Source organism: Streptosporangium sp. NPDC020145, from assembly GCF_040631275.1.
Lineage (GTDB): Bacteria > Actinomycetota > Actinomycetes > Streptosporangiales > Streptosporangiaceae > Streptosporangium.
In genome coordinates this window covers 100,926-120,293 of the sequence record NZ_JBEXZT010000023.1, presented here as the reverse complement: position 1 = coordinate 120,293, position 19,368 = coordinate 100,926, and the positions used below count along the sequence as shown (strand labels likewise).

General features: G+C 71.1%; 14 protein-coding genes. 8 read left to right on the top strand and 6 right to left on the bottom strand.

Annotation, left to right across the window (positions count from 1 at the left end):
• Nucleotides 1-35: 35 nt before the first annotated feature.
• The gene (locus ABZ463_RS31745; RefSeq protein WP_362781685.1) at nucleotides 36-1,709 is read right to left on the bottom strand and encodes a glycosyltransferase family 4 protein; all 1,674 of its coding nucleotides are present in this window, start codon (nucleotides 1,707-1,709) and stop codon (nucleotides 36-38) included.
• Between the two features lie 56 nt (nucleotides 1,710-1,765).
• Here ABZ463_RS31745 and wecB point away from each other — a divergent pair, with 56 nt between their 5' ends.
• Nucleotides 1,766-2,935 (top strand): UDP-N-acetylglucosamine 2-epimerase (non-hydrolyzing), encoded by a 1,170-nt coding sequence (wecB, locus tag ABZ463_RS31740; protein WP_362781683.1) that lies wholly within the window; start codon nucleotides 1,766-1,768, stop codon nucleotides 2,933-2,935.
• 62 nt (nucleotides 2,936-2,997) lie between these two features.
• Nucleotides 2,998-5,070, top strand: coding sequence for a glycosyltransferase (locus ABZ463_RS31735; protein WP_362781681.1), 2,073 nt, complete (start codon nucleotides 2,998-3,000; stop codon nucleotides 5,068-5,070).
• A gap of 12 nt (nucleotides 5,071-5,082) precedes the next feature.
• On the opposite strand, the gene ABZ463_RS31730 is transcribed toward ABZ463_RS31735, so the two are convergent.
• Nucleotides 5,083-5,481 (bottom strand): hypothetical protein, encoded by a 399-nt coding sequence (locus tag ABZ463_RS31730; protein WP_352011155.1) that lies wholly within the window; start codon nucleotides 5,479-5,481, stop codon nucleotides 5,083-5,085.
• A gap of 286 nt (nucleotides 5,482-5,767) precedes the next feature.
• Here ABZ463_RS31730 and ABZ463_RS31725 point away from each other — a divergent pair, with 286 nt between their 5' ends.
• A complete protein-coding gene (locus ABZ463_RS31725; protein WP_362781679.1) occupies nucleotides 5,768-6,514 on the top strand; it encodes a MerR family transcriptional regulator in 747 nt (248 codons plus the stop codon).
• A 40-nt stretch (nucleotides 6,515-6,554) separates the two neighbouring features.
• The gene (locus ABZ463_RS31720; RefSeq protein WP_362781677.1) at nucleotides 6,555-7,385 is read left to right on the top strand and encodes a hypothetical protein; all 831 of its coding nucleotides are present in this window, start codon (nucleotides 6,555-6,557) and stop codon (nucleotides 7,383-7,385) included.
• Between the two features lie 185 nt (nucleotides 7,386-7,570).
• Here ABZ463_RS31720 and ABZ463_RS31715 read toward each other — a convergent pair whose 3' ends face one another.
• The gene (locus ABZ463_RS31715) at nucleotides 7,571-9,031 is read right to left on the bottom strand and encodes an SPFH domain-containing protein (protein WP_352011158.1); all 1,461 of its coding nucleotides are present in this window, start codon (nucleotides 9,029-9,031) and stop codon (nucleotides 7,571-7,573) included.
• Nucleotides 9,032-9,077: 46 nt separating this feature from the next.
• Nucleotides 9,078-9,278 (bottom strand): hypothetical protein, encoded by a 201-nt coding sequence (locus ABZ463_RS31710; RefSeq protein WP_352011159.1) that lies wholly within the window; start codon nucleotides 9,276-9,278, stop codon nucleotides 9,078-9,080.
• A gap of 408 nt (nucleotides 9,279-9,686) precedes the next feature.
• Here ABZ463_RS31710 and ABZ463_RS31705 point away from each other — a divergent pair, with 408 nt between their 5' ends.
• Together ABZ463_RS31705 and ABZ463_RS31700 are read left to right on the top strand one after the other, a co-directional pair.
• Nucleotides 9,687-12,395, top strand: a complete 2,709-nt coding sequence (locus tag ABZ463_RS31705; protein ID WP_362781674.1) for a M4 family metallopeptidase — start codon at nucleotides 9,687-9,689, stop codon at nucleotides 12,393-12,395.
• A 136-nt stretch (nucleotides 12,396-12,531) separates the two neighbouring features.
• On the top strand, nucleotides 12,532-14,454 hold the full coding sequence (locus ABZ463_RS31700; RefSeq protein ID WP_362781672.1) for an NAD(P)-binding protein: 1,923 nt from the start codon (nucleotides 12,532-12,534) through the stop codon (nucleotides 14,452-14,454).
• Between the two features lie 84 nt (nucleotides 14,455-14,538).
• Here ABZ463_RS31700 and ABZ463_RS31695 read toward each other — a convergent pair whose 3' ends face one another.
• Nucleotides 14,539-15,570, bottom strand: a complete 1,032-nt coding sequence (locus ABZ463_RS31695; protein ID WP_352011162.1) for an acyltransferase family protein — start codon at nucleotides 15,568-15,570, stop codon at nucleotides 14,539-14,541.
• Nucleotides 15,571-15,636: 66 nt separating this feature from the next.
• The gene (locus ABZ463_RS31690) at nucleotides 15,637-16,443 is read right to left on the bottom strand and encodes an SDR family NAD(P)-dependent oxidoreductase (RefSeq protein ID WP_362781669.1); all 807 of its coding nucleotides are present in this window, start codon (nucleotides 16,441-16,443) and stop codon (nucleotides 15,637-15,639) included.
• A gap of 158 nt (nucleotides 16,444-16,601) precedes the next feature.
• Here ABZ463_RS31690 and ABZ463_RS31685 point away from each other — a divergent pair, with 158 nt between their 5' ends.
• Nucleotides 16,602-18,902: a nitrate- and nitrite sensing domain-containing protein gene (locus ABZ463_RS31685; protein WP_352011164.1), complete on the top strand. Its 2,301-nt coding sequence runs from the start codon at nucleotides 16,602-16,604 to the stop codon at nucleotides 18,900-18,902.
• Nucleotides 18,902-19,309, top strand: a complete 408-nt coding sequence (locus ABZ463_RS31680) for a roadblock/LC7 domain-containing protein (protein ID WP_352011165.1) — start codon at nucleotides 18,902-18,904, stop codon at nucleotides 19,307-19,309. Before ABZ463_RS31685 ends, ABZ463_RS31680 begins: the two co-directional genes overlap by 1 nt.
• Nucleotides 19,310-19,368 lie beyond the last annotated feature (59 nt).

The following is a 19,368-nucleotide window of genomic DNA, read 5'->3' as shown; positions in this document are numbered from 1 at the left end:
CACAAACCGGTTGTTTTCCAGGAGTCGTCCGAAGGTCATGAAGCGGTAAGTGATCGGTAAAGGTCACGGTACGTCTCCGCGACGCGGCTCCACGTGCGCTTGGCGGCCACCTCGGCCCGGCCCGCCTGCCCCATCTCGGCCCGCCGCTCGGGGTCGTCACGCAGCGCGGCGAGCGCGTCGGCGAGGGCCTCGGGGTCGCCCGGGGCGACGAGAAGCCCGGCGCCGTCGGAGCCGACGAGCTCCGAGAGGGCGGGGAGATCGCTCAGCACGACCGGCTTGCCGAGCGCCATCGCCTCGACAGGTTTCAATGGTGTAACAAGTCGGCAGACCCGCAGGTCCTCGCGGGGGCAGACGAAGATGTCGATGGCCGCCTGGGCCTGCAGCGCCTCGTCGGGACCGACCCGGCCGGGCAGGATCGCCACGTCGCCGAGGCCGAGTTCCTCGACCTGTTCGAGCAGCGCGGGCCGTTCGGCGCCGTCGCCGACGAGCAGGACCTTGACGGAGGTCCCCCGGTCGCGCAGCAGCGCCGCGGCGCTCAGCATCGTCGCGAAACCCTCGTAGGCCACGATGCTGGAGACCGAGCCCATGATGACCTCGCCGGGGGCGATGCCGTACGCGGAACGGAACGCGGCGCCGTCGTACTCGGCGGACAGCAGCGAGTCGTCGACCGCGTTCGGCGCCAGGAAGATCCTCTCCCTCGGCACGCCGCGCTCGACGATCTCGGTGGCCATGGTCTCCGCCAGCGTCACCACGGCGTCGGCCGAGCGCATGATGAACGCCTCGCGGTCGCGCTGGAGCACGTGCCGCTGGCTGCCGATCCGCTTGGGGTCGCGCGAGGCCCAGGTCTCCTCAAGGAAGCCGCGGACCTCGTAGACCATCGGCGTGCCGGTCCGCTCCCGTACGGCCAGCGCGACCGAGCCGTTGCGGTGGTCGGTCGCGGCGTGCAGGATCTGCGGCCTGAGGGTCCTGACCAGCTCGGTCACCTCACCGGCGCCCCTGATCATGCGGCCCTGGCTCTCGAAGGGCACCTCACCGCCGTCGGGGATCAGCCGGTGGTAGGGGATGCCGTCGATCTCCTCGTACGGCGTCGCGTCGGCGTGGCCCTGCATCATCGGCCAGCCCCAGCTCGTCACCACGTGCGGGTCGAGACCCGCGGCCTTCTGCGCGGTGACGATGCGGTGGGTGCGCACGGTGTAGCCGGCCTGGGTGAACGGCAGCGCGTTGGTGACGCAGTGCAGCACCCGCCCCTCGACCCGCTCCCCCACGATGACCTTGTCCTTGGGCGGGATCGGGTTGGGCTGGATGGCGCCCAGCTCACCGGCGTAGTAGGTGGCCCTGCGCTTGATGAAGGGATACCTGGTGTGCCCCTGGAGCACGGCGACGGCCTCGCTCATCCGGCCCGAGTCGAAGTGCTCCTTGGCCTCGGCCCACGGCCCCTTGACCATGCGCATGCCGAGCTTGCGGACGACCAGCCTGGCCTGTCGCGCCGCCGGCCACGCGAAGCGGCCCACGACGGGGCGCAGGCTCGGCGGGAGCGTCTCGGCGGCGGCCTGGGCCACACGCACCGGATCGGACTTGACCTTGGCCGCCACGACCCGGGAGACGATCACGGGGTGCTTGGCGAACCCCTTCAACAGGCCGCTCAGCCCGGCACGGGCCGACTTCGCGGAAACCTTTGAGGAGTCTGGCGTGCTGGCATCGGATACCACGCCGTGACCGTACCATAGGCATCGTTTGCCCCACTCCCGCATGAAAGGCGAGGTCAATGAGGGACTACGCCCCCACGGGGACGACCCCGGACCCCGACAATCCCCTCGTCCTGCACGTGCTCGGCGCGCGGCCCAACTTCGTGAAGGCGGCCCCGGTGGTGCGCGGGCTCGCGGAGCTGGGGGTGCGGCAGGGCATCGTCCACACCGGTCAGCACTACGACGCGCTGATGTCGGACGTGTTCTTCGCCGACCTGGGTCTGCCCGAGCCGATCGCCAACCTCGGGGTGGGCTCCGGCTCCCACGCGCGGCAGACCGCGGCCCTGCTGACCGGCCTTGAGGACGTCGTGCTTGAGCACCGTCCCACGCTGGTCGTCGTCTACGGCGACGTGAACTCCACGCTCGCGGCGATCCTCGTGTGCTCCAAGCTGCACGTGCCGACCGCGCACGTCGAGGCGGGCCTGCGCTCCTTCGACCGGGAGATGCCCGAGGAGGTCAACCGGGTCGTCACCGACGCGCTGTCCGACATCCTGTTCGCCACCTCGCCGGACGCGCTGTCCCACCTGTCCAACGAGGGCGTCGACCCGGCGCGGGTCCACCTGGTGGGCAACCCGATGATCGACAGCCTGTTCTCCGCGCTGGACCACCTCGACCCGGCCCCGATCCGCTCCCGCCTCGGCCTGACCGGCCGGTACGGCGTGGCCACCCTGCACCGGCCCGCGAACGTGGACGACCCGGCCTCGGCCAAGGAGCTCGTCGACGCCGTCCTTGAGGTGAGCGCGCGCCTGCCGATCGTGGTGCCGATCCACCCCAGGGGCAGGCAGCGGCTGGCCGACGCGGGGCTGGTGACCGGCGGGAACCTGCTCATCGTCGATCCGCTCGGCTACGTCGACTTCCTGTCGCTGGTCCGCGGCGCCTCGCTGGTCGTCACCGACTCGGGCGGGGTGCAGGAGGAGACGACCATGCTGGGCGTGCCGTGCCTGACGGTCCGGCCGAACACCGAGCGGCCGATCACCATCACCCACGGCACGAACCGCCTGGTCACCCCGGCGCAGCTGGCCGCCGCCGCGGACCGCGCGCTGGCCGAGGGCGCCACGACGCCGTCCGGGGACCTTCCCCCGCTCTGGGACGGCAAGGCCGGTCCCAGGATCGCCCGGGTGATCGCCGCCTGGCTCAAGGGAGGCAACCTCTCCCCCGCAGGCCAGGTCATACCGCCCAATTCCCTGTAAACCGCCCTTTCGGTACGGCGCACGCCGTACGCTGGCACGACCTCGGTGTAAAGGCGATTCCCATGAGTTCCCCTGAGCAGTCTGAGCAGACCCCCGAAGAGCCGAAGTTCCAGCGTCTTGGGCCGATCAACTGGCTTCCCGAGGAGCGCAAGGTCGTCGAGCGCTTCGAGGAGCGCGTCCGCGACCTGGAACGGCGGCTGGCCATCGCCGAGGCGCGCGCCGACTACGCCCAGTGGAAGCTGGAGTCCACGAAGGTGCAGCGGCCGTACCGGGTGGCCGAGGCGCTGACCGGGGCCAAGGGGTCGGGGGTCGTCCGGCTGCCCGGCAAGCTGAAGGCGGCCATGTCCACCCGCAAGGGCCCCAAGGCTCCCAGGCCCGTGTCCGAGGTGGTCGAGGAGCTCGACCAGCAGGGGCCCGTGGTGAACGTGCCCCAGGTGAAGTGGCCCGCCGGGCCGATCAACCGGCCCGACATGAAGGTCGCGGTGATCCTGGACGACTTCTCCAGGATGGCCTTCAAGTACGAGTGGGACCAGATCGAGTTCGGGCTGCGCGACTGGCCGGAGATCTTCGCCGAGCGCAGGCCGGAGATCCTGTTCGCCGAGTCGGCCTGGCACGGCAACCAGGGCCGCTGGCGCTACCAGATGACCGGTTCCAACGCGCCCAAGCCCGAGCTGCGCGCCCTGATCGACTGGTGCAGGGCGGAGGGCGTCCCCACGGTCTTCTGGAACAAGGAGGACCCGCCGAACTTCGAGTTCTTCATCGACACGGCCAAGCTGTTCGACTACGTCTTCACCTGTGACGGGGACATGGTGCCCCGTTACCGGGAGGTCCTCGGGCACGACCGGGTGGACGTGCTGCAGTTCGCCGCCCAGCCCCGGGTGCACAACCCCATCCAGGAGCGCCAGGGCAGGCTGCACGACGTGGTGTTCGCCGGGATGTACTTCCGCGACAAGCACCCCGAGCGGCGTGAGCAGATGGAGACCGTGCTCGCCCCGGTCCGCGAACTGGGTCTGCACATCTTCGCCCGCAACGGCACCGTGGACGAGAAGTACGCCTGGCCCGCCGAGTACGTCCCGCACATCGTGGGCGAACTGCCGTACGACCAGATGCTGGCCGCGTACAAGATGTACAAGGTCTTCCTCAACGTCAACTCGGTGCTCGACTCGCCGACCATGTGCGCCCGCCGTGTCTTCGAGCTGTCGGCCTGCGCGACCTCCGTCGTCTCCGGGTGGTCGCGGGCCATCGAGGAGACCTTCGGGTCGCTGATCCCGATCGCGCGTGAGCCCGTCGAGTCCTACAACCAGGTGCTCCACCTGATCAACAGCCCCGAGCTGCGGGCCAGGCAGGGCCACATGGCGATGCGGGAGGTCTTCGACAAGCACCTGTTCACCCACCGGGTCGACCAGATCCTGCGGGTGCTCGGCAAGCCCGTCGAGACGCGGTCGCGGTCGGTCTCGGTCGTGCTGCCGACCAACAGGGCCGCGCAGATCGAACACGCCATCTCCTCGGTCGCCAAGCAGATCCACCGGCCCGTCCAGCTCGTCATGGTGCTGCACGGCCTCGATATCGACCCCGTCGTGGTGGCCGACAAGGCACGGGTCGCCGGGATCTCCGACGTGGTCGTGCTGCCCGCCGACCCGTCGCTCTCCCTCGGCGCCTGCATGAACCTGGGCATCTCCGCCGCGGAGGGCTCGCTCATCGCCAAGATGGACGACGACAACCTGTACGGCGAGCACTACCTGTCGGACCTCGTGCGGGCCTTCGACTACTCCGACGCCGAACTCGTCGGCAAGGGCGCGCACTACGCCTACTTCGAGGGCAGCAACACCACGATGCTGCGGCTGCCGGGGCTCGAACACCGCTACAGCTGGCTGGTGCAGGGCGGCACCTTCCTCGGCAAGGCCGAGATGTTCAAGCACTACGGGTTCGAGGACGTGACCCGGGGCGAGGACACCCGGCTGGTGCGGCGGCTCAAGGAGGACCGGGTCAAGATCTACTCGGCCGACCGGTTCAACTTCGTGTACTGGCGCAGCGGCGACGCGGCCATGCACACCTGGCAGGCCGACGACATCAAACTGACCCGTAACGCCCAGTTCTCCTTCGTCGGCCACCCCGAGGCCCACGTGATGATCTGAACCGGCCCGGGTTCAGGGTTGGGAGGCCGGACGCCACTCCTCCCTGAACCCGGGGCGCAGGTAGTAGCCGGCCGCGAGATACGACAGGACCTCGGACAGGGTCTCGTCCCTGATCGTGGCGCGGGTGAGCGCCAGCGTGTCCTCGGTGCTCAGGGACTCACCCGAGGCGACCCGCCGCCGGAAGGCGACGACGACCTCACGGGTCGCCCGGTAGCGCTGGATGATGTTGAGCTTCACCTGGGAGCTGCCGGAGATGTGGTCGATGAACTTCTCCCCGCCCCCGGGGCCGAGGGTCTTCTCCCCGAGGGTCCTGAGCAGGTCACCGTCCGCCGCGAGGACCTGGGCGCCGTTCATCTCACTCTCGATGGTGGGATACAGCCAGTCGGCGATGTCGTCGGCGATGTCGGTCACACGTCCTCCTCGACTCGGCTTCCCCGATTCAGGACGGAAGGGAAGCCTCCGGATCAACCGTCCCATGATCACCTCTTCCCTCATCCGTGTCGACCGCCATGCGCTCTCCCAAGAACTCCGGCCCGTCTGGCGTGGTGCCTTCCCCCGGGGACGAAGATCGACATAATGATGAACAGCCTGGTCAGAGCGGTCTTCCCCGCTGCTCTCCGGGTGGCTCCCGGTCGTCCGTACGGCACCCGCCGAGGCGTGTTGACGTTGACGTAACGTCAACGTTTCTAATGAGGGCATGCGGATCGGTGAACTCGCCGCGCTGGCCGGGGTCTCGACCCGGACCGTGCGCCACTACCACCACCTCGGCCTCCTGCCCGAGCCGGTACGGCTGGCCAACGGCTACCGGGAGTACGGCCTGCGCGACGCGGTCGTCCTGGCCCGGGTGCGGCGGCTGACGGAGCTCGGGCTCTCGCTCGACGAGATCCGTGACGTGCTCGGCCCCGGCGACCGGGGCGGGGACCTGCGTGAGGCGCTCATGGAGCTGGACGCCGACCTCGCCAGGCAGCAGGAGGCGATCGGCGCCAGACGTGAACGGCTGGCCGCGCTGCTCGCCGAGGAGGACCTGGGGCCGGACTCCACGGTCTCCCCCGGCCTGGCGGCGGTGCTGCGCGAGCTTCCCGCCGAGGGGTCGCGCATCGCCGAACTCGACCGGGAGCTGCTGACCCTGCTCGACGGCGTCACCGATCCCGAGGCCAGGGACAGGATGCTCGGCATGATCCGGCCGTTGACCGAGCCGGAGGCGCTGGCCCGGGGGCGGCTTCTCTACCGGCGGCTGGACGAGCTGGCCGACGCCGACCCCGGCGACCCCCGGGTGGCCGTGCTCGCCGCCGACCTGGCCGCGCACCTGCCCGGAGAGCTGGCGGGGGCCTTCGCCGGGCCGTACGCGGTCGAGGAGATGGCCGGGGCGCTGGGCGCGGAGATGTCGCCCGCGCAGATCGAGGTGTTCCGGCTGGTGCTGACCACGCTGAGAGGTGAGAGATGACGTTCGGAGGCGCCCGTGTCGTGGTGCGGGGTGAGGACTGATGTTCAGGGTCGCGCGGGCCGCGCTGCTTGCCGTACTTCCCGCCGAGTTGCTGCTCGTGGTTCTGACCGCGGCGGGAGTGCGGCCACCGGGGCCGGTGCTCGTGGTCGTCGAGGTGGCCGTCGTGGCGGTGCTGCTGCTGGAGGCGGTGACCCTGCTGCGGCTGTTCCGCGCGGCGCGCCGGGACGGGGCCGGTCGGCGCGCGGCGCTGGGTACGGCCGTGCAGGAGCTGGTGCCGGCCCCGGTGCGCAGGCTCATCGGGTTCGAGGCGCGCGGTGTGGCCGCTCTCCTGCTGTGGGTGACGCGCCGCCGTCACGGGGTGCCGCCGGGGGCGACCGCGGTGCCGTACGTCCGGGAGCAGTCCTCGATGTTGCTGGTGCTGCTGTTCGCGGCGGTCGTCGAGACGGTGGCGGTCGAGTTGCTGCTGGGGGCGCTCGGCGTGCCGTCCGGGGTGCGGACGGTGGTGCTGGTGCTCGACGCGTACGCGGTCGTGCTGGTGCTGGCGCTGTGGGCCTCCTGCGCGACCCGGCCGCACGTGGTGACCGAGGGGGAGCTGCGGGTGCGCTACGGCGTCCACTTCGACCTGCGCGTCCCCCGCGAGTTGATCTCCTCGGTACGGCTGGCGCGCGCCTACGACGAGCGGGGCACCGTCACCGTGGCCGACGGGCGGCTGGGGGTGGCGGTCTCCTCCCAGACGAACGTGGTCGTCGAACTGTCCGAACCGGTCACCGTGGTCCGGCCTCTCGGCCGCAGGGAGCGGGCCAGGGTGATCCGGCTGTTCGCCGACTCCCCCGGCCTCGTCCTCGACGCCCTGCGAACCCCGGTGCCCTGAGAGGCCGGGTGCCCGGTGCCTGAGAGGCCGGGTGCCCGGGGGCCTGGGTGCCCGGGGGCCTGGGTGCCCGGGGGCCTGGGTGCCCGGGGGCCTGGGTGCCCGGGGGCCTGGGTGCCCGGGGGCCTGGGGCCTGGGGCCGCCCGCGTGCCGTACGGCTTGGCGGGCGGCCCCTCCGAGGGCGCGGGTCAGGAGGTGGGCTCGACGGCCTTGCCGTTGGCCTCGGGGATGGGGACGGGAGCGGCAGCGGGGGCGCTGTTCATGTTGAGGAGGGAGCGGGCCAGGCCGAGGCCGGTCCCACCGAGGGTGAGGGCCTTGGCGAGCATCTCCTCGATGCCCTGGGCGCCGTTCAGCACGACCATGTGGTCCACGTTGCCGAAGGCCTTCGCGCCCGCCTCGACGATCTGCGGCCAGTTCTCGGCGAGCTGCTGGGCGATGACCGCCTCCTGGTTCTCGGCGAGCGCCTGGGAGCGGGCACGGATGGCCTCGGCCTCGGCCAGACCCTTGGCCTTGGCGGCTTCGGCCTCGGCGAGGCCCTTGGCCTTGGCGGCGTCGGCGGAGGCCAGACCGGTCGCCTTGGTCGCCTCGGCGGAGGCCAGACCGCGCAGCCGTACGGACTCGGCCTCGGCGGCGGCGGCCTGCTTGACCTGGGAGGCCTGCGCGGCGGCGCGCAGCTCGGTCTCGCGGGCCTCGGCCTCGGCGCGGGCGATGCGGGCGTCCCTCTCGGCCTGGGAGAGCGTGACGGTCTCGTACGCCTTGGCGTCGGCGGGCTTGCGGACCTGGGACTGCAGACGCTGCTCGGAGAGCTGCGCCTCAAGCTCGGCGGCGCGGGTCTCCTGGACTACGACCTCCTGGCGGGCGGAGGCCTCCGACAGCGGGCCCGCCTGGCGGGACTTGGCCTGGGCCTCGTCGATCTCGGCCTGGTAGGCGGCCTGCTTGATCTGGGCGTCGCGCCAGGCGGCGGCCTTGTTCGCGGCGGCGATCTGCTCGGCCTCGGTGGCCTCCTGGTCGCGCTGGGCCTCGGCGATACGGGCGGTGGCGGCGATCTTGGCGGCGTGCGGCTTGCCGAGGTTGGTGATGTAACCGGTCTCGTCGTCGATCTCCTGGATCTGCAGGGAGTCGACGATCAGACCGAGCTTGATCATCTCATCGGCGGCGGAGGCGCGCGTCTCGCCGGTCAGCCGCTCACGGTTGAGGATGAGGTCCTCGACGGTCAAGTTGCCGATGATCGAGCGCAGGTGACCGGTGAACAGCTCGTGGATGGCCCCGTTCATCGAGTCCTGCTGGTCGAGGAAGCGGCGCGCGGCGTTGGCGATGGAGTGCAGGTCGTCGCCGACCTTGTAGATCACCACGCCCTTGACGACCACCGGGATGCCCTGCAGCGTGACGCAGGAGACCTGGAGGTTGGCCGCGCGGCTGTCGAGGCGCAGGCGGCGCGCGGTCTGGAAGCCGGGGAGCACGGCGGTGCCCTTACCGGTGACGATCTTGAAGCCGAGGCTGTCGCCCTCGTTCTTTCCCCGGGCGCCGAGGCCGGAGATGATCAGTGCTTCGTTGGGCTCGGCCACCCGCCAGACGGCCTTGAACAGCAGGATGACGACAAAGAGGGCGACAAGGACGCCGCCACCGATGATGAGGGACTCGGTTGGCAATGTGGCCTCCACGAGGGGGGAGAGAGCAAGAGAAAAGGGAGAGAGGTCAGACGAGCGCGCGAGCGACATAGACCGTGCGAGGCGGGTAGTACTCCACGACGACGACGATCGATCCGGGAGAGATCTCCTCGTCGGGGACGGCGGGATGGGCGTAGAAGGCCTCGACGCCGCCGCGGACGGCGATCAGCACCTCGCCGACCAGACCGGGACCGATCTTGCCGGTCACCCTGCCCTGCTTACCGACCACGCGCGGCTCCCCGTCCCGTCGCGGAGCAGATCCGTCATCCACCGAGCGAATCCGCGTCTGCGGACGCTACTCCGACATGTCCTGTTTCACCACCCTTCGTAGCACGCCCCGCGTCCTGCGGGGTCAATGACCGCTCCGCAGCCCGTCTCCCCCTCCAACGACCGGCGCCTCGAAAACGTTCACCATCGGTTGCGACAAGCCCAAACAATCTCGACGCATCCCCATATATACGACTGAGCAGGGCGTACCTCGTTTGGCAGAAGTCCGGTCCATAACACCGCGACATGGAAAAGCATTGGCTACTCGCCCCACACAATCCGGTGTCACGTTGAGTTGCGTTTCGAGTTGAGCCTGGCCGGCCCGGCTCCTGGTCCCCCTCCCCAGGGACGTCTTGAGGAGTCACACGCAGTGAAACCGAACGGCAGAACACGCGTCGCGGCGTTGCTCGCGGCGACACTGGGCGCGAGCGCGTTGTACGGCGCCGCGCCCGCGACCGCCTCGCCTTCCCCCACCCCTCCCGTCAGCCCCTCCGGCCCCCAGGCCACCGGAGCCCAGGGTTCCGCCTACGCTCCCCCGGACGCCCGCGCCCGCTCCCGCGCCCTCGGCACCGCGGACAGGGCCCTCACCGCGCGCTCCCGCGAGCTGCGCACCGGTGACGGCGACACCTTCGGGAGCCCGACGGTCGTCTTCGGCTCACGCGGCCTGCAGTACCTGACCTATCCGCGCCTGCACCGGGGCCTGCCCGTCTACGGCGGTGACGTGATCGTCGCGACCGACCGCGAGGGTGGCAGGGTCACCGCGGTCACCACCGGCCAGCGGGCCAAACTCGACGACGTCGCGACCAAGCCCGTCGTCACCGCCGAGCGGGCACGCGCCATCGCGCGGGACCTGCTCGGCACCGTGACCAAGCAGAGCGACCCGCGCCTCGTGGTGCACGCCGCGGGCACCAAGCCCCGGCTGGCCTGGGAGAGCGTCGTCACCGGGAGCTCGAAGGACGGCCCCTCCGTCCTGCACGTCTACGTCGACGCCGCCGACGGCTCGATCGCCGACCGCTGGGACGACGTACGGCGCGGCGTCGGCCACCCGTTCCACAACGGCGACCCCGTCTACATCGACACCTCGGGCTCGGCAGGCTCCTACAGCATGACCGACCCCACCCGGGCCAACCTGAGCTGCGCGTCCACCAACGGCACCGTCTACACCGGCGCCGACGACGAGTGGGGCGACGGCTCGGCCTCCGGCCTGGAGACCGCCTGCGTCGACGGCATGTTCGCCGCGCAGCGCACCTGGGACATGGTGCGGGACTGGCTCGGCCGGGACGGCATCACCGGCACCGGCCGGACGTTCCCGATCAGGGTCGGCTTCAACTTCCCCAACGCCGTCTGGGCCGGTGACGGCGTGTGGCTCGGCCACAACGAGAGCGGCAGCAAGCAGATGTCCTCCATGGACGTGGTCGGCCACGAGTACGGCCACGCCATCTTCGAGAACACCAGCGGCGGCAACGGCAGCGGCAGTGAGACCAACGCCCTCAACGAGTCGACCGGCGACATCATCGGCACCCTCACCGAGCACTACGCCAACCAGCCGCCGGGGGTGGACGCGCCCGACTACCTGATCGGGGAGAAGGTGGACTTCAGCGGCCCCGGCCCGCTGCGCAACATGTACGACCCGGCCGTCTTCGGCGACCCCGGCTGTTACTCCGAGGAGGTGCTCACCCAGGAGCCGCACAAGGTGGCCGGTATCCAGAACCACTGGTTCTACCTGCTGGCCGAGGGCGACCGCGTCCAGGGCAGGCCGGAGCAGAGCCCGGTCTGCGCGGGCGACGGCGTGACCGGGATCGGCCTGCGCGACGCGGGTGAGATCTACATGGGCGCGCTGAACCTCAAGACCGTGCCCTGGACCCACGCCAAGGTCCGCGCGGCGACCGTGCAGTCGGCGCTGGCCCTGTTCGGCTGCCTCCACCTCCAGCGGGTCAAGGACGCCTGGGACGCGGTCGGGGTCGCGGCCTCCCCCGACGAGCCCGGCTGCCCGGCCGATTCGCGGACCTTCACGGTGCGGACCGGCGAGCCCGACAGCGTGATCGACCAGGGCACCTCGACGACCGTCGCGGTGCGGACCAGGAAGCTGAGCGGCCCGAGCCAGGACCTCGACCTGACCGCCGAGGGCGTCCCCGCCGGCACGGACGTCACCTTCACCACCCCCCGCATGCCGAGCGGCGCCTCGACCTTGATGAGGGTGACCACCTCGGCGTCGACCCCGGTCGGCACGCACACCATCGTCGTCCGCGCCACCTCGGCGGCCACCCCCACACTCTCCGAGACGACGTCCTACCGGCTGACCGTCTCCCCGGCCTCCCCGGCGAACGACTTCTCCGTCTCGCTCGACCGCCACACGGTCACCGTCAAACCGAGCCAGACGGCCACGTTGACGCTCGGCACCACGACCACGGCCGGTGACCCGCAGCAGGTCGCGCTCACCGCCTTCGGCCTGCCCGACTCCTTCTCCTTCACCTTCAACCCGTCCACGATCACCACCGGGCAGACCGCCCGGGTGACCGTCCATCCGTCCGAGGCGACGCCGCCCGGCGTCTACTTCGCCACCGTCCGGGCCACGGGGGCCTCCCGCCGTACGACCACGCTGCGGCTTGAGGTGCCCGGCGGCGACTTCGCCGTGCACCTCACCCCGGACGCGGCGACCGTCGAACCCGGGCAGACGACCGCCTCCACCCTGGAGACCACGCCCGTCTGGGTGGCCCCCCAGGCGCTGACCATCTCCGCCAGCGGCCTCCCGGCCGGGGTGAACTTCGCGGCGAGCCCGACGACCGTCGAGCTCGGCAGCCCGAGCACGCTCACGTTCACCACCTCGGCGGCGACCGTGCCGGGGACCTATCCGATCACGGTCAGCGCGACCGGCGTGGAGACGCGTTCGGCGACCTTCACCCTGACCGTCACCCCGCCCCCGCTGCCCGCGTGGAAGCCGTACACCCAGTACAAGGCCGGTGACCGCGTCACCCACAACGGGGTCGTCTACCGGTGCGTGCTCGGGCACGTCTCCCTGCCCGGTTGGCAGCCGCCCAGGACTCCCGCCCTGTGGGCACGGGTCAAAAGCACGAAATAAATGACATTTCCGGCGGGTGGGTCGTAGAGCCCGCCCGCCGGAAACCACGAAAAGCCTTTCAACACCCCGGGTAAAAAGTCCTCGTCGCCGCCCTTGGACGACCAATTCGGGCGGCCCGATTCATGATGATCCCTCCATGACGGATCCCGGGGAGATCACTCCGCACAGGGCCGGGGAGCTGGGGATGAACCGCCCCATTTCCCGCCGTGACTTCTTCGACGGCGTCGCGACGGCCGCCGGGGTCGCGGCGCTGGAGACCCTCACCGGCCGGCCGGCGTCGGCCGAGCCGATGGGGGCGGCACCGCGAGGAGGCCACCCGGCCGCTCTGACGGGACTGCGGGGCGACACCCCGCAGGACGTCGGGGTACCGCACGCCCTGCGCGACGGCCGGTTCTGGGCCCACGCGGGCCCCGCCGAACCGACCGGCGAACGCTACGACCTGGTGGTGGTCGGCGCCGGGATCAGCGGGATCAGCGCGGCCCACCGCTGGCTCGAACACGACCCGGACGCGCGGATCCTGATCCTGGACAACCACGACGACGTCGGCGGGCACGCCCGCCGCAACGAGTTCCACCCCACGGGCCGCCGGGGGCCGCTGGTCGGCTACGGCGGCTCCCAGGCGATCGAGGCGCCCTCCGCCTGGACCCCCGAGGGCAGACTGCTGCTCGACCGGCTCGGGGTACGGCCCGCACGGCTCGCCGCCGTGCCGTACCCGGGCCTCGGGACGCGGGAGGGGGTCTTCTGCGACCGGGAGTCCTTCGGCGTCGACCGGCTCGTGCCGACCGGCACGGACACCCGCCGGTGGATCGCCGAGCTGCCCCTCGCCGAACGGGCCAGAAGGGACCTGCTCACGCTCCACCTGGACCCGCCCGACTGGCTGCCCGGCCTGACGGAGCGGGCCAAGCACCGGTTCCTGGCGGGCCTGACCTACTCCGGTTTCCTCGGGGAGGTCTGCGGGGTCCACCCGGACGTGCTGCGCTTCGTGCGGACGATGCCGAGCGACGAGTGGGGGTACGGCTCCGACGCCTTCGGCGCCGTCGACGCCTGGGGGTGCGGTTACCCCGGTTTCCAGGGGCTCGGGCTCGACCGGTCGAAGCCCTCGGTCTACAACTCGCCGAGCGTGATCAGGCAGTGGGAGGCGCCCAGGGAGGTGCTGCTCTTCCCCGAGGGCAACCAGGCCCTGGTCAGGATGATGGTCGGCAGGATGGTCCCCGGGTTCGCCACCTCCGTCGACCCCGAGGACGTCACGACCGCGCGGTTCGACTACGACCGGCTCGACCGGCCGGGCAACCGGGTCCGGGTCCGCCTGTCCAGCCCGGTGGTCTCGGTGGCCAACGACGGCGACCCGGAGACCGCGGCCACGGCGACGGTCGGCTACTTCGACGGCGACCGGGTCAGGACCGTACGGGCCGCCGGGGTGATCATGGCCTGCTGGAACATGATGATCCCCCACCTCGTCACCGGGCTGCCTCCCGAGCAGGAACGGGCGCTGCGCGCGGCCGTCAAGGTGCCGATGCTCTACGCCACGGTCCAGCTGCGCGACTGGCGGGCCTGGCGGGCGATCGGCGTCGGCCGGGTCCGTTTCACCGGGGCCTACTGGTCCGTCGCGGAGCTGGCCCCCCGGGTCGCCGTCGGCGGCTACCGGCCCCCCGAGGACCCCGCAGAGCCGGTCCTGGCCCACCTGGTACGGGCTCCCGCGGTGCCGGGCATGTCGCCGGCGGACGGCTCTGCCGCGGGGCGACGCGAACTGCTCGGCACGCCGTACTCCTATCTGGAGTTCAGCATCCGTGAGCAGTTGGTCAGGCTGCTCGGGCCCGGCGGATTCGACCCGGTCCGCGACATCCAGGCGATCACGGTCAACCGGTGGGGACACGGCTACGCGCCGGAGTACGCGACCCCGTGGAACCTGGACTTCTACCCCGACGGGCCCTTCCCCGCCGAGACCGCCCGCCGCAGGTGGGGCCGGATCGCGATCGCCAACTCCGACTCGGTGCCCGCCGCCTACGCCGACGCGGCGATCACCGCCGCCTACCGGGCCGTCCTCGACCTGCGGACCTGAAGGCCCGCTGACCTGAAGGCCCGCTGACCTGCAGGCCCATGGGGCTGAAGGCTCGCGGGCCTGAAGGCTCCCGGGGCTGGGTGTTCAGGGGGACGGGCGGCGCAGCCGGGTGAAGGCCCAGCTCATCCTGGGTTCGACCGCCCAGCGGGTCAGGGCCCTGACCGGGGGCGTGCACAGCAGGGCCGCCAGCACGACGCCGAGGAGCGCCACGGCCACGACGCCGGGCACCGTCCGCGCCCAGTCGCCGTAGAAGCGCTCGGCGACCTTCACCACCAGGCCGTGCAGCAGGTAGGCGTACATGGTCGCCGCGCCGAGGCCCGAGTACCACGTCCGGCGCGAGGGGGTGATCGCGAGGAAGGCCGCGACCAGCAGCGCCCCGGCCGCCAGCATGCCGAGCCGGATCAGGCTGCCGGTGAGGTCGTCCACCCCGATCGCGTCGTTGGCGTGCCGCCAGCGGATCCACTCGGTCTTCACCGAGGTGTGCACGGCCAGCGCGAGCGCCGCCCCGGCCACCAGTGTGAGCGCCCCGGCGATCCTGACCTTCGGCCGTCTGAGCATCTCGAAGTGCTCCGGGCGCAGCATGAGACCGAGCACGTAGAAGGGCAGCAGTCCCAGCGTGCGGTTCATCGACAGCTCGTCGGGCAGCCTGCTCGTCCCGGACAGCAGCGACAGGCCGACCGCGACCACCAGCGGCCACCTGAGCTGCTGCCAGACGGGGGTGGACAGCCGCCACAGGAACAGCGACATCAGGAACCAGGTCAGGTAGTACGGGTCGAGCAGGCTGATGTCCAGCTTGCCGTACAGGATCAGGCGGGGCAGTGAGTAGAGCAGCTCGAAGATCACGTACGGCACGGCGAGCGTGCTGATCAGCTTGCGCGCCTTGCCTGAGGAGAAGGTGAAGTTCCGCGACAGGTAGCCGCTGAGCACGATGAACAGCGGCATGTGGAACACGTAGACGAAGAAGTAGGCCGCGTGCGCCACCGCCACGTCCCGCAGGTCCTCCACCAGGTGCCCGGAGACGACCAGGGTGATCGCCAGGAACTTGGCGTTGTCGAAGAAGGGGTCCCTGCCCGCCGTGGGGACGGCGGCGACCTGGCGGGGGCTCGTGACGCTCACAGGCCACGCACCGTAGCCGCCCGTGTCCCAACGGCGGGCGAACCCGGGATGACATCCCGGGGACGGTCAGGAGACGGCCCTTTCGCTGGCCTCCCAGAGGTCGCGGGCCAGGCCGGGGTCGGTCATGCCCCTGGGAGCCCTGGCGGGGGCGCCGTTGGCGAAGTAACGCCCCGGGTGCGCGGTCCCGTCGGGGTGGGTGGCGAGGTGGACCAGGGTGCTCGCGCCCTGCTCGACCGTACGGCCCACGCCCGGGATGTGGTGGGTCATCCACATCAGGAACGTTCCCGAGGCGAACCCGGTCTTGATCACGCCGGGGTGGAAACAGGTCGCGCTCACCCCGGTGCCGGACAGGCGGCGGGCCAGTTCGACGGTGAACAGCGCGTTGGCCTGCTTGGAGTCGCCGTACTGCAGCCAGCCGCTCCAGCGGCGCCGCTCACGGCTCAGGTCGGCCGGGTCGAGGTTGCCCGACCTGGCCGCCATGGACGAGGTGGTGATCACCCGCTCCCCGACCCGGTCGAGCAGCAGGGTCGTCAGCAGGAACGGCGCGAGGTGGTTGACCTGGATCATCGTCTCGTGGCCGTCTTCGGTGCGGGTCCGCTCTGTGGACATCACGCCCGCGTTGTTGACCAGGACGTCGATCCGCTCGTAGCGGGACCGAAGCTCACCGGCCAGTCGCCTGACGTCGTCGAGGGAGGTGTAGTCACAGGTCAGCGTGTCCGGGACGGACCCCGAGGCCTCCTTGACCCTGGCGGCGACCCCGGCCAGCCTTTCCTGGTTCCGGCCGACCAGAACGACCTGACGCCCGCGCCTGGCGAGTTCGACGGCAGCGGCCTCACCGATTCCGGCACTCGCCCCGGTAATCACATTAATCATCAGATCCTCCACTGCGCGGAAACCCTATCGGTGCTAGTCTCCTGTGCGATCTTCCGGAGGCATATCCATCCCCAAGGCGACGCGGGCCTCCACACACTCAGAAGTTGGGACGAGTGGGCATGGGCTCTGGAAACCGGTCAATTCGGTTCAAGATCTTCTTGCTGCTGCTCCTGCCCCTGTTGTCACTGAGTGCCCTGTGGGGTTTCGCCCTTAATCTGACGGTTGGCGATGGCGCCGCGCTGTTACGGTCGAACAACCTCTACCAAACGGTCGGCCTCACCTCCACCGAGCTTGGGCTCCAGCTTCAGGCGGAACGGACGCAGTCCTCGGTCGCGATCAGCTCCCGCGTCCTCACCAGCGGAATCGCCGACCAGCGCGCCCGCACCGACCGGGCGGCCGAGAAGTTCCGCGCCGCCGCCGCGTCCACCGGTTCCGGCAGCCCGGAACTCCGCACCGCGCTGAACGGGGTGCTCAGCCAGATCGGCAGGCTGGCGACCATCCGCGCCGGCATCGACAGCGGCCGTGACGCGCGCCTGGACGTCCTGACGAACTACAACCGGGTCCTCGACTCGGTCTTCCTCCTGTACGACCAGCTCGTCGCGGTCCCCGACCTGGGCATCTACCGGCAGGCCGCGGCCATGCAGTCCATGGGCAACGCCCGCGAGATGATCGCCAGGGAGAACGCGCTGATCAGCGGCGCGCTGATCGACTACCGCCTCACCCCGAGAGAGCGCGAGGCCTTCGGCGAGTACGTCGCCACCCGGCGCTACCTGCACGCGCGGGGCCTGTCCGCGCTGGACGCCGAGCTGGGCAGGCCGTACCGGGAGACCTTCGACTCGACGGCCTTCGAACGGTTCACCGCCCTGGAGAGGGCCATCGCGGGGACCCAGGGGGACCGGCTGCCCATCGAGGCGCAGCGCTGGAAGCAGACCACCAACAGCGTGGCCAACTGGCTCGACCAGCTCGGCGTCTCCTCCTCCAACACCCTGTCCCAGCGGTCCAGGTCCATCGCCACCGGGATCATCGTCAGGATCGTGGTCGCCGGCGGCCTGGGACTCGTCGCGGTGATCGCCTCGATCATCCTGTCCGTCCGCTTCGGCCGCAGGCTCGCCGGTGAGCTCGCCACCCTCCGTTCGACCGCCCTCGACCTGGCCGACGTACGGCTCCCGAGCGTCGTCGAACGGCTGCGGCGCGGCGAGGAGGTGGACGTCCCCGCCGAGATCCCACCGATCAAGGTGGGCGACTCCACCGAGGTCGGCGACGTCGCCCACGCCTTCGACTCGGTACGGCGCACCGCCGTCGAGGCGGCCGTCGGCCAGGCCAACCTGCGCCGCGGCGTCGGCCAGGTCTTCCTGAACCTCGCCCGGCGCAAGCAGAACCTGCTGCAGCGCCAGCTCACCCTGCTCGACGGCATGCAGCGCAGGGCGACCGACCCCGACAGCCTTGAGGACCTCTTCCGGCTCGACCACCTGACCACCCGCATGCGGCGGCACGCGGAAGGCCTGATCATCCTGTCCGGGGCGGCCCCGGGACGCGCCTGGCGCAACCCCGTGGCGGCCGTGGACATCGTCAGGGCGGCCATCGCCGAGGTCGAGGACTACACCAGGGTCAACGTCGCGCCGATGCCCGCCGCCGCGCTCGACGGCGCCGCGGTCGCCGACATCACCCACCTGATCGCCGAACTGATCGAGAACGCCACGATCTACTCCCCCGAGCAGACCATGGTGACCGTGCGCGGAGACCTGGTCGCCAACGGCTTCGTCATCGAGGTCGAGGACCGCGGCCTGGGCCTGAGCGCCGAGGAGTACGCGGTCCTCAACGAACGGCTGGCCACCCCGCCGGAGTTCGACCTGGCCGACAGCGAGCGTCTCGGCCTGTTCGTGGTCGGGCGGCTCGCCGCCAGACACGACATCCGCGTCATCCTGCGCGGCTCCCCCTTCGGCGGGACCACCGCCATCGTGCTCATCCCGCGCACCGTGCTGGCCGAACTGCCCGCGCAGCTCGCCCTCACCGCGGAGCGGGTGGAGGAACGGCCCGCCGAACCTCCCGCGCGTCCCTCCGGCGGCCTGTTCGAGTCGTCCATTCCGGGCGCCCTGCCCCGCAGGAGCAGGACGACGGGTGCCCCGCCCGTTCCCGAACCCTCCCTGTCCGTGGTCGCGGACGGCCCCGTCGCGGGCGGCCCGGCCCCGGGAGGCCCCAACGGCGCGGGCGGCGGGGAACCCGCGCAGGGGGCGCCACGGCCACGGGCCCTGCCCCGCCGGGTACGGCAGGCCAACCTGGCCCCGCAGCTCCGCCAGGAGCCTCCGGAGGGCCCCGAGCCCGGCCCCGCCGAGGCGCCGGAGCGCTCACCGGACGAGGCGCGGGCGTTGTTCTCCGCCTTCCAGGCGGGCGCGCGACGCGGCCGGGAGGAAGAGAAACCCGATCTCGCACACCACAGGACAGGCGACAAGGAGGACTAATGACTGGAAAAGCGTCCAGTACTGGCGAGCTCAACTGGCTCCTCGACGACCTGACCAACCGGGTGGGCGCGGTACGTCAGGCGGTGATCCTGTCGACCGACGGGCTCGCCGTCGGCTTCTCCAAGGGGCTCAACCGGGAGGAGGCCGAACACCTGTCCGCCATCGCCTCCGGGTTCCAGAGCCTGGCGCGCGGAGCGGGCCGTCACTTCAACGGTGGTGAGGTGCGCCAGACCATCGTGGAGATGGAGTCGGCGTTCCTGTTCGTCACGGCCGCCGGGCAGGGCACCTGCCTGGCCGTGCTGAGCGCCGCGGACGCCGACGTCGGCCACATCGCCTACGAGATGGCGATGCTGGTCAAGCGGGTCGGCCAGCACATCTCCGCCCGGCCGAGACAGGGCCTCACATGACCGGGCTTCCGTCGTCCTGGTTCTCGTCCCCCGGGCTCTCCCACCCCGGGGCCGAGGGC

What these genes read in the sequence shown, in the direction of transcription:
- ABZ463_RS31700 (WP_362781672.1), top strand. Translation starts at nt 12,532, where the DNA reads ATGACGGATCCCGGGGAGATCACTCCGCACAGGGCCGGGGAGCTGGGG.
- ABZ463_RS31720 (WP_362781677.1), top strand. Translation starts at nt 6,555, where the DNA reads ATGTTCAGGGTCGCGCGGGCCGCGCTGCTTGCCGTACTTCCCGCCGAG.
- ABZ463_RS31725 (WP_362781679.1), top strand. Translation starts at nt 5,768, where the DNA reads ATGCGGATCGGTGAACTCGCCGCGCTGGCCGGGGTCTCGACCCGGACC.
- wecB (WP_362781683.1), top strand. Translation starts at nt 1,766, where the DNA reads ATGAGGGACTACGCCCCCACGGGGACGACCCCGGACCCCGACAATCCC.
- ABZ463_RS31680 (WP_352011165.1), top strand. Translation starts at nt 18,902, where the DNA reads ATGACTGGAAAAGCGTCCAGTACTGGCGAGCTCAACTGGCTCCTCGAC.
- ABZ463_RS31690 (WP_362781669.1), bottom strand. Translation starts at nt 16,443, where the DNA reads ATGATTAATGTGATTACCGGGGCGAGTGCCGGAATCGGTGAGGCCGCT.
- ABZ463_RS31735 (WP_362781681.1), top strand. Translation starts at nt 2,998, where the DNA reads ATGAGTTCCCCTGAGCAGTCTGAGCAGACCCCCGAAGAGCCGAAGTTC.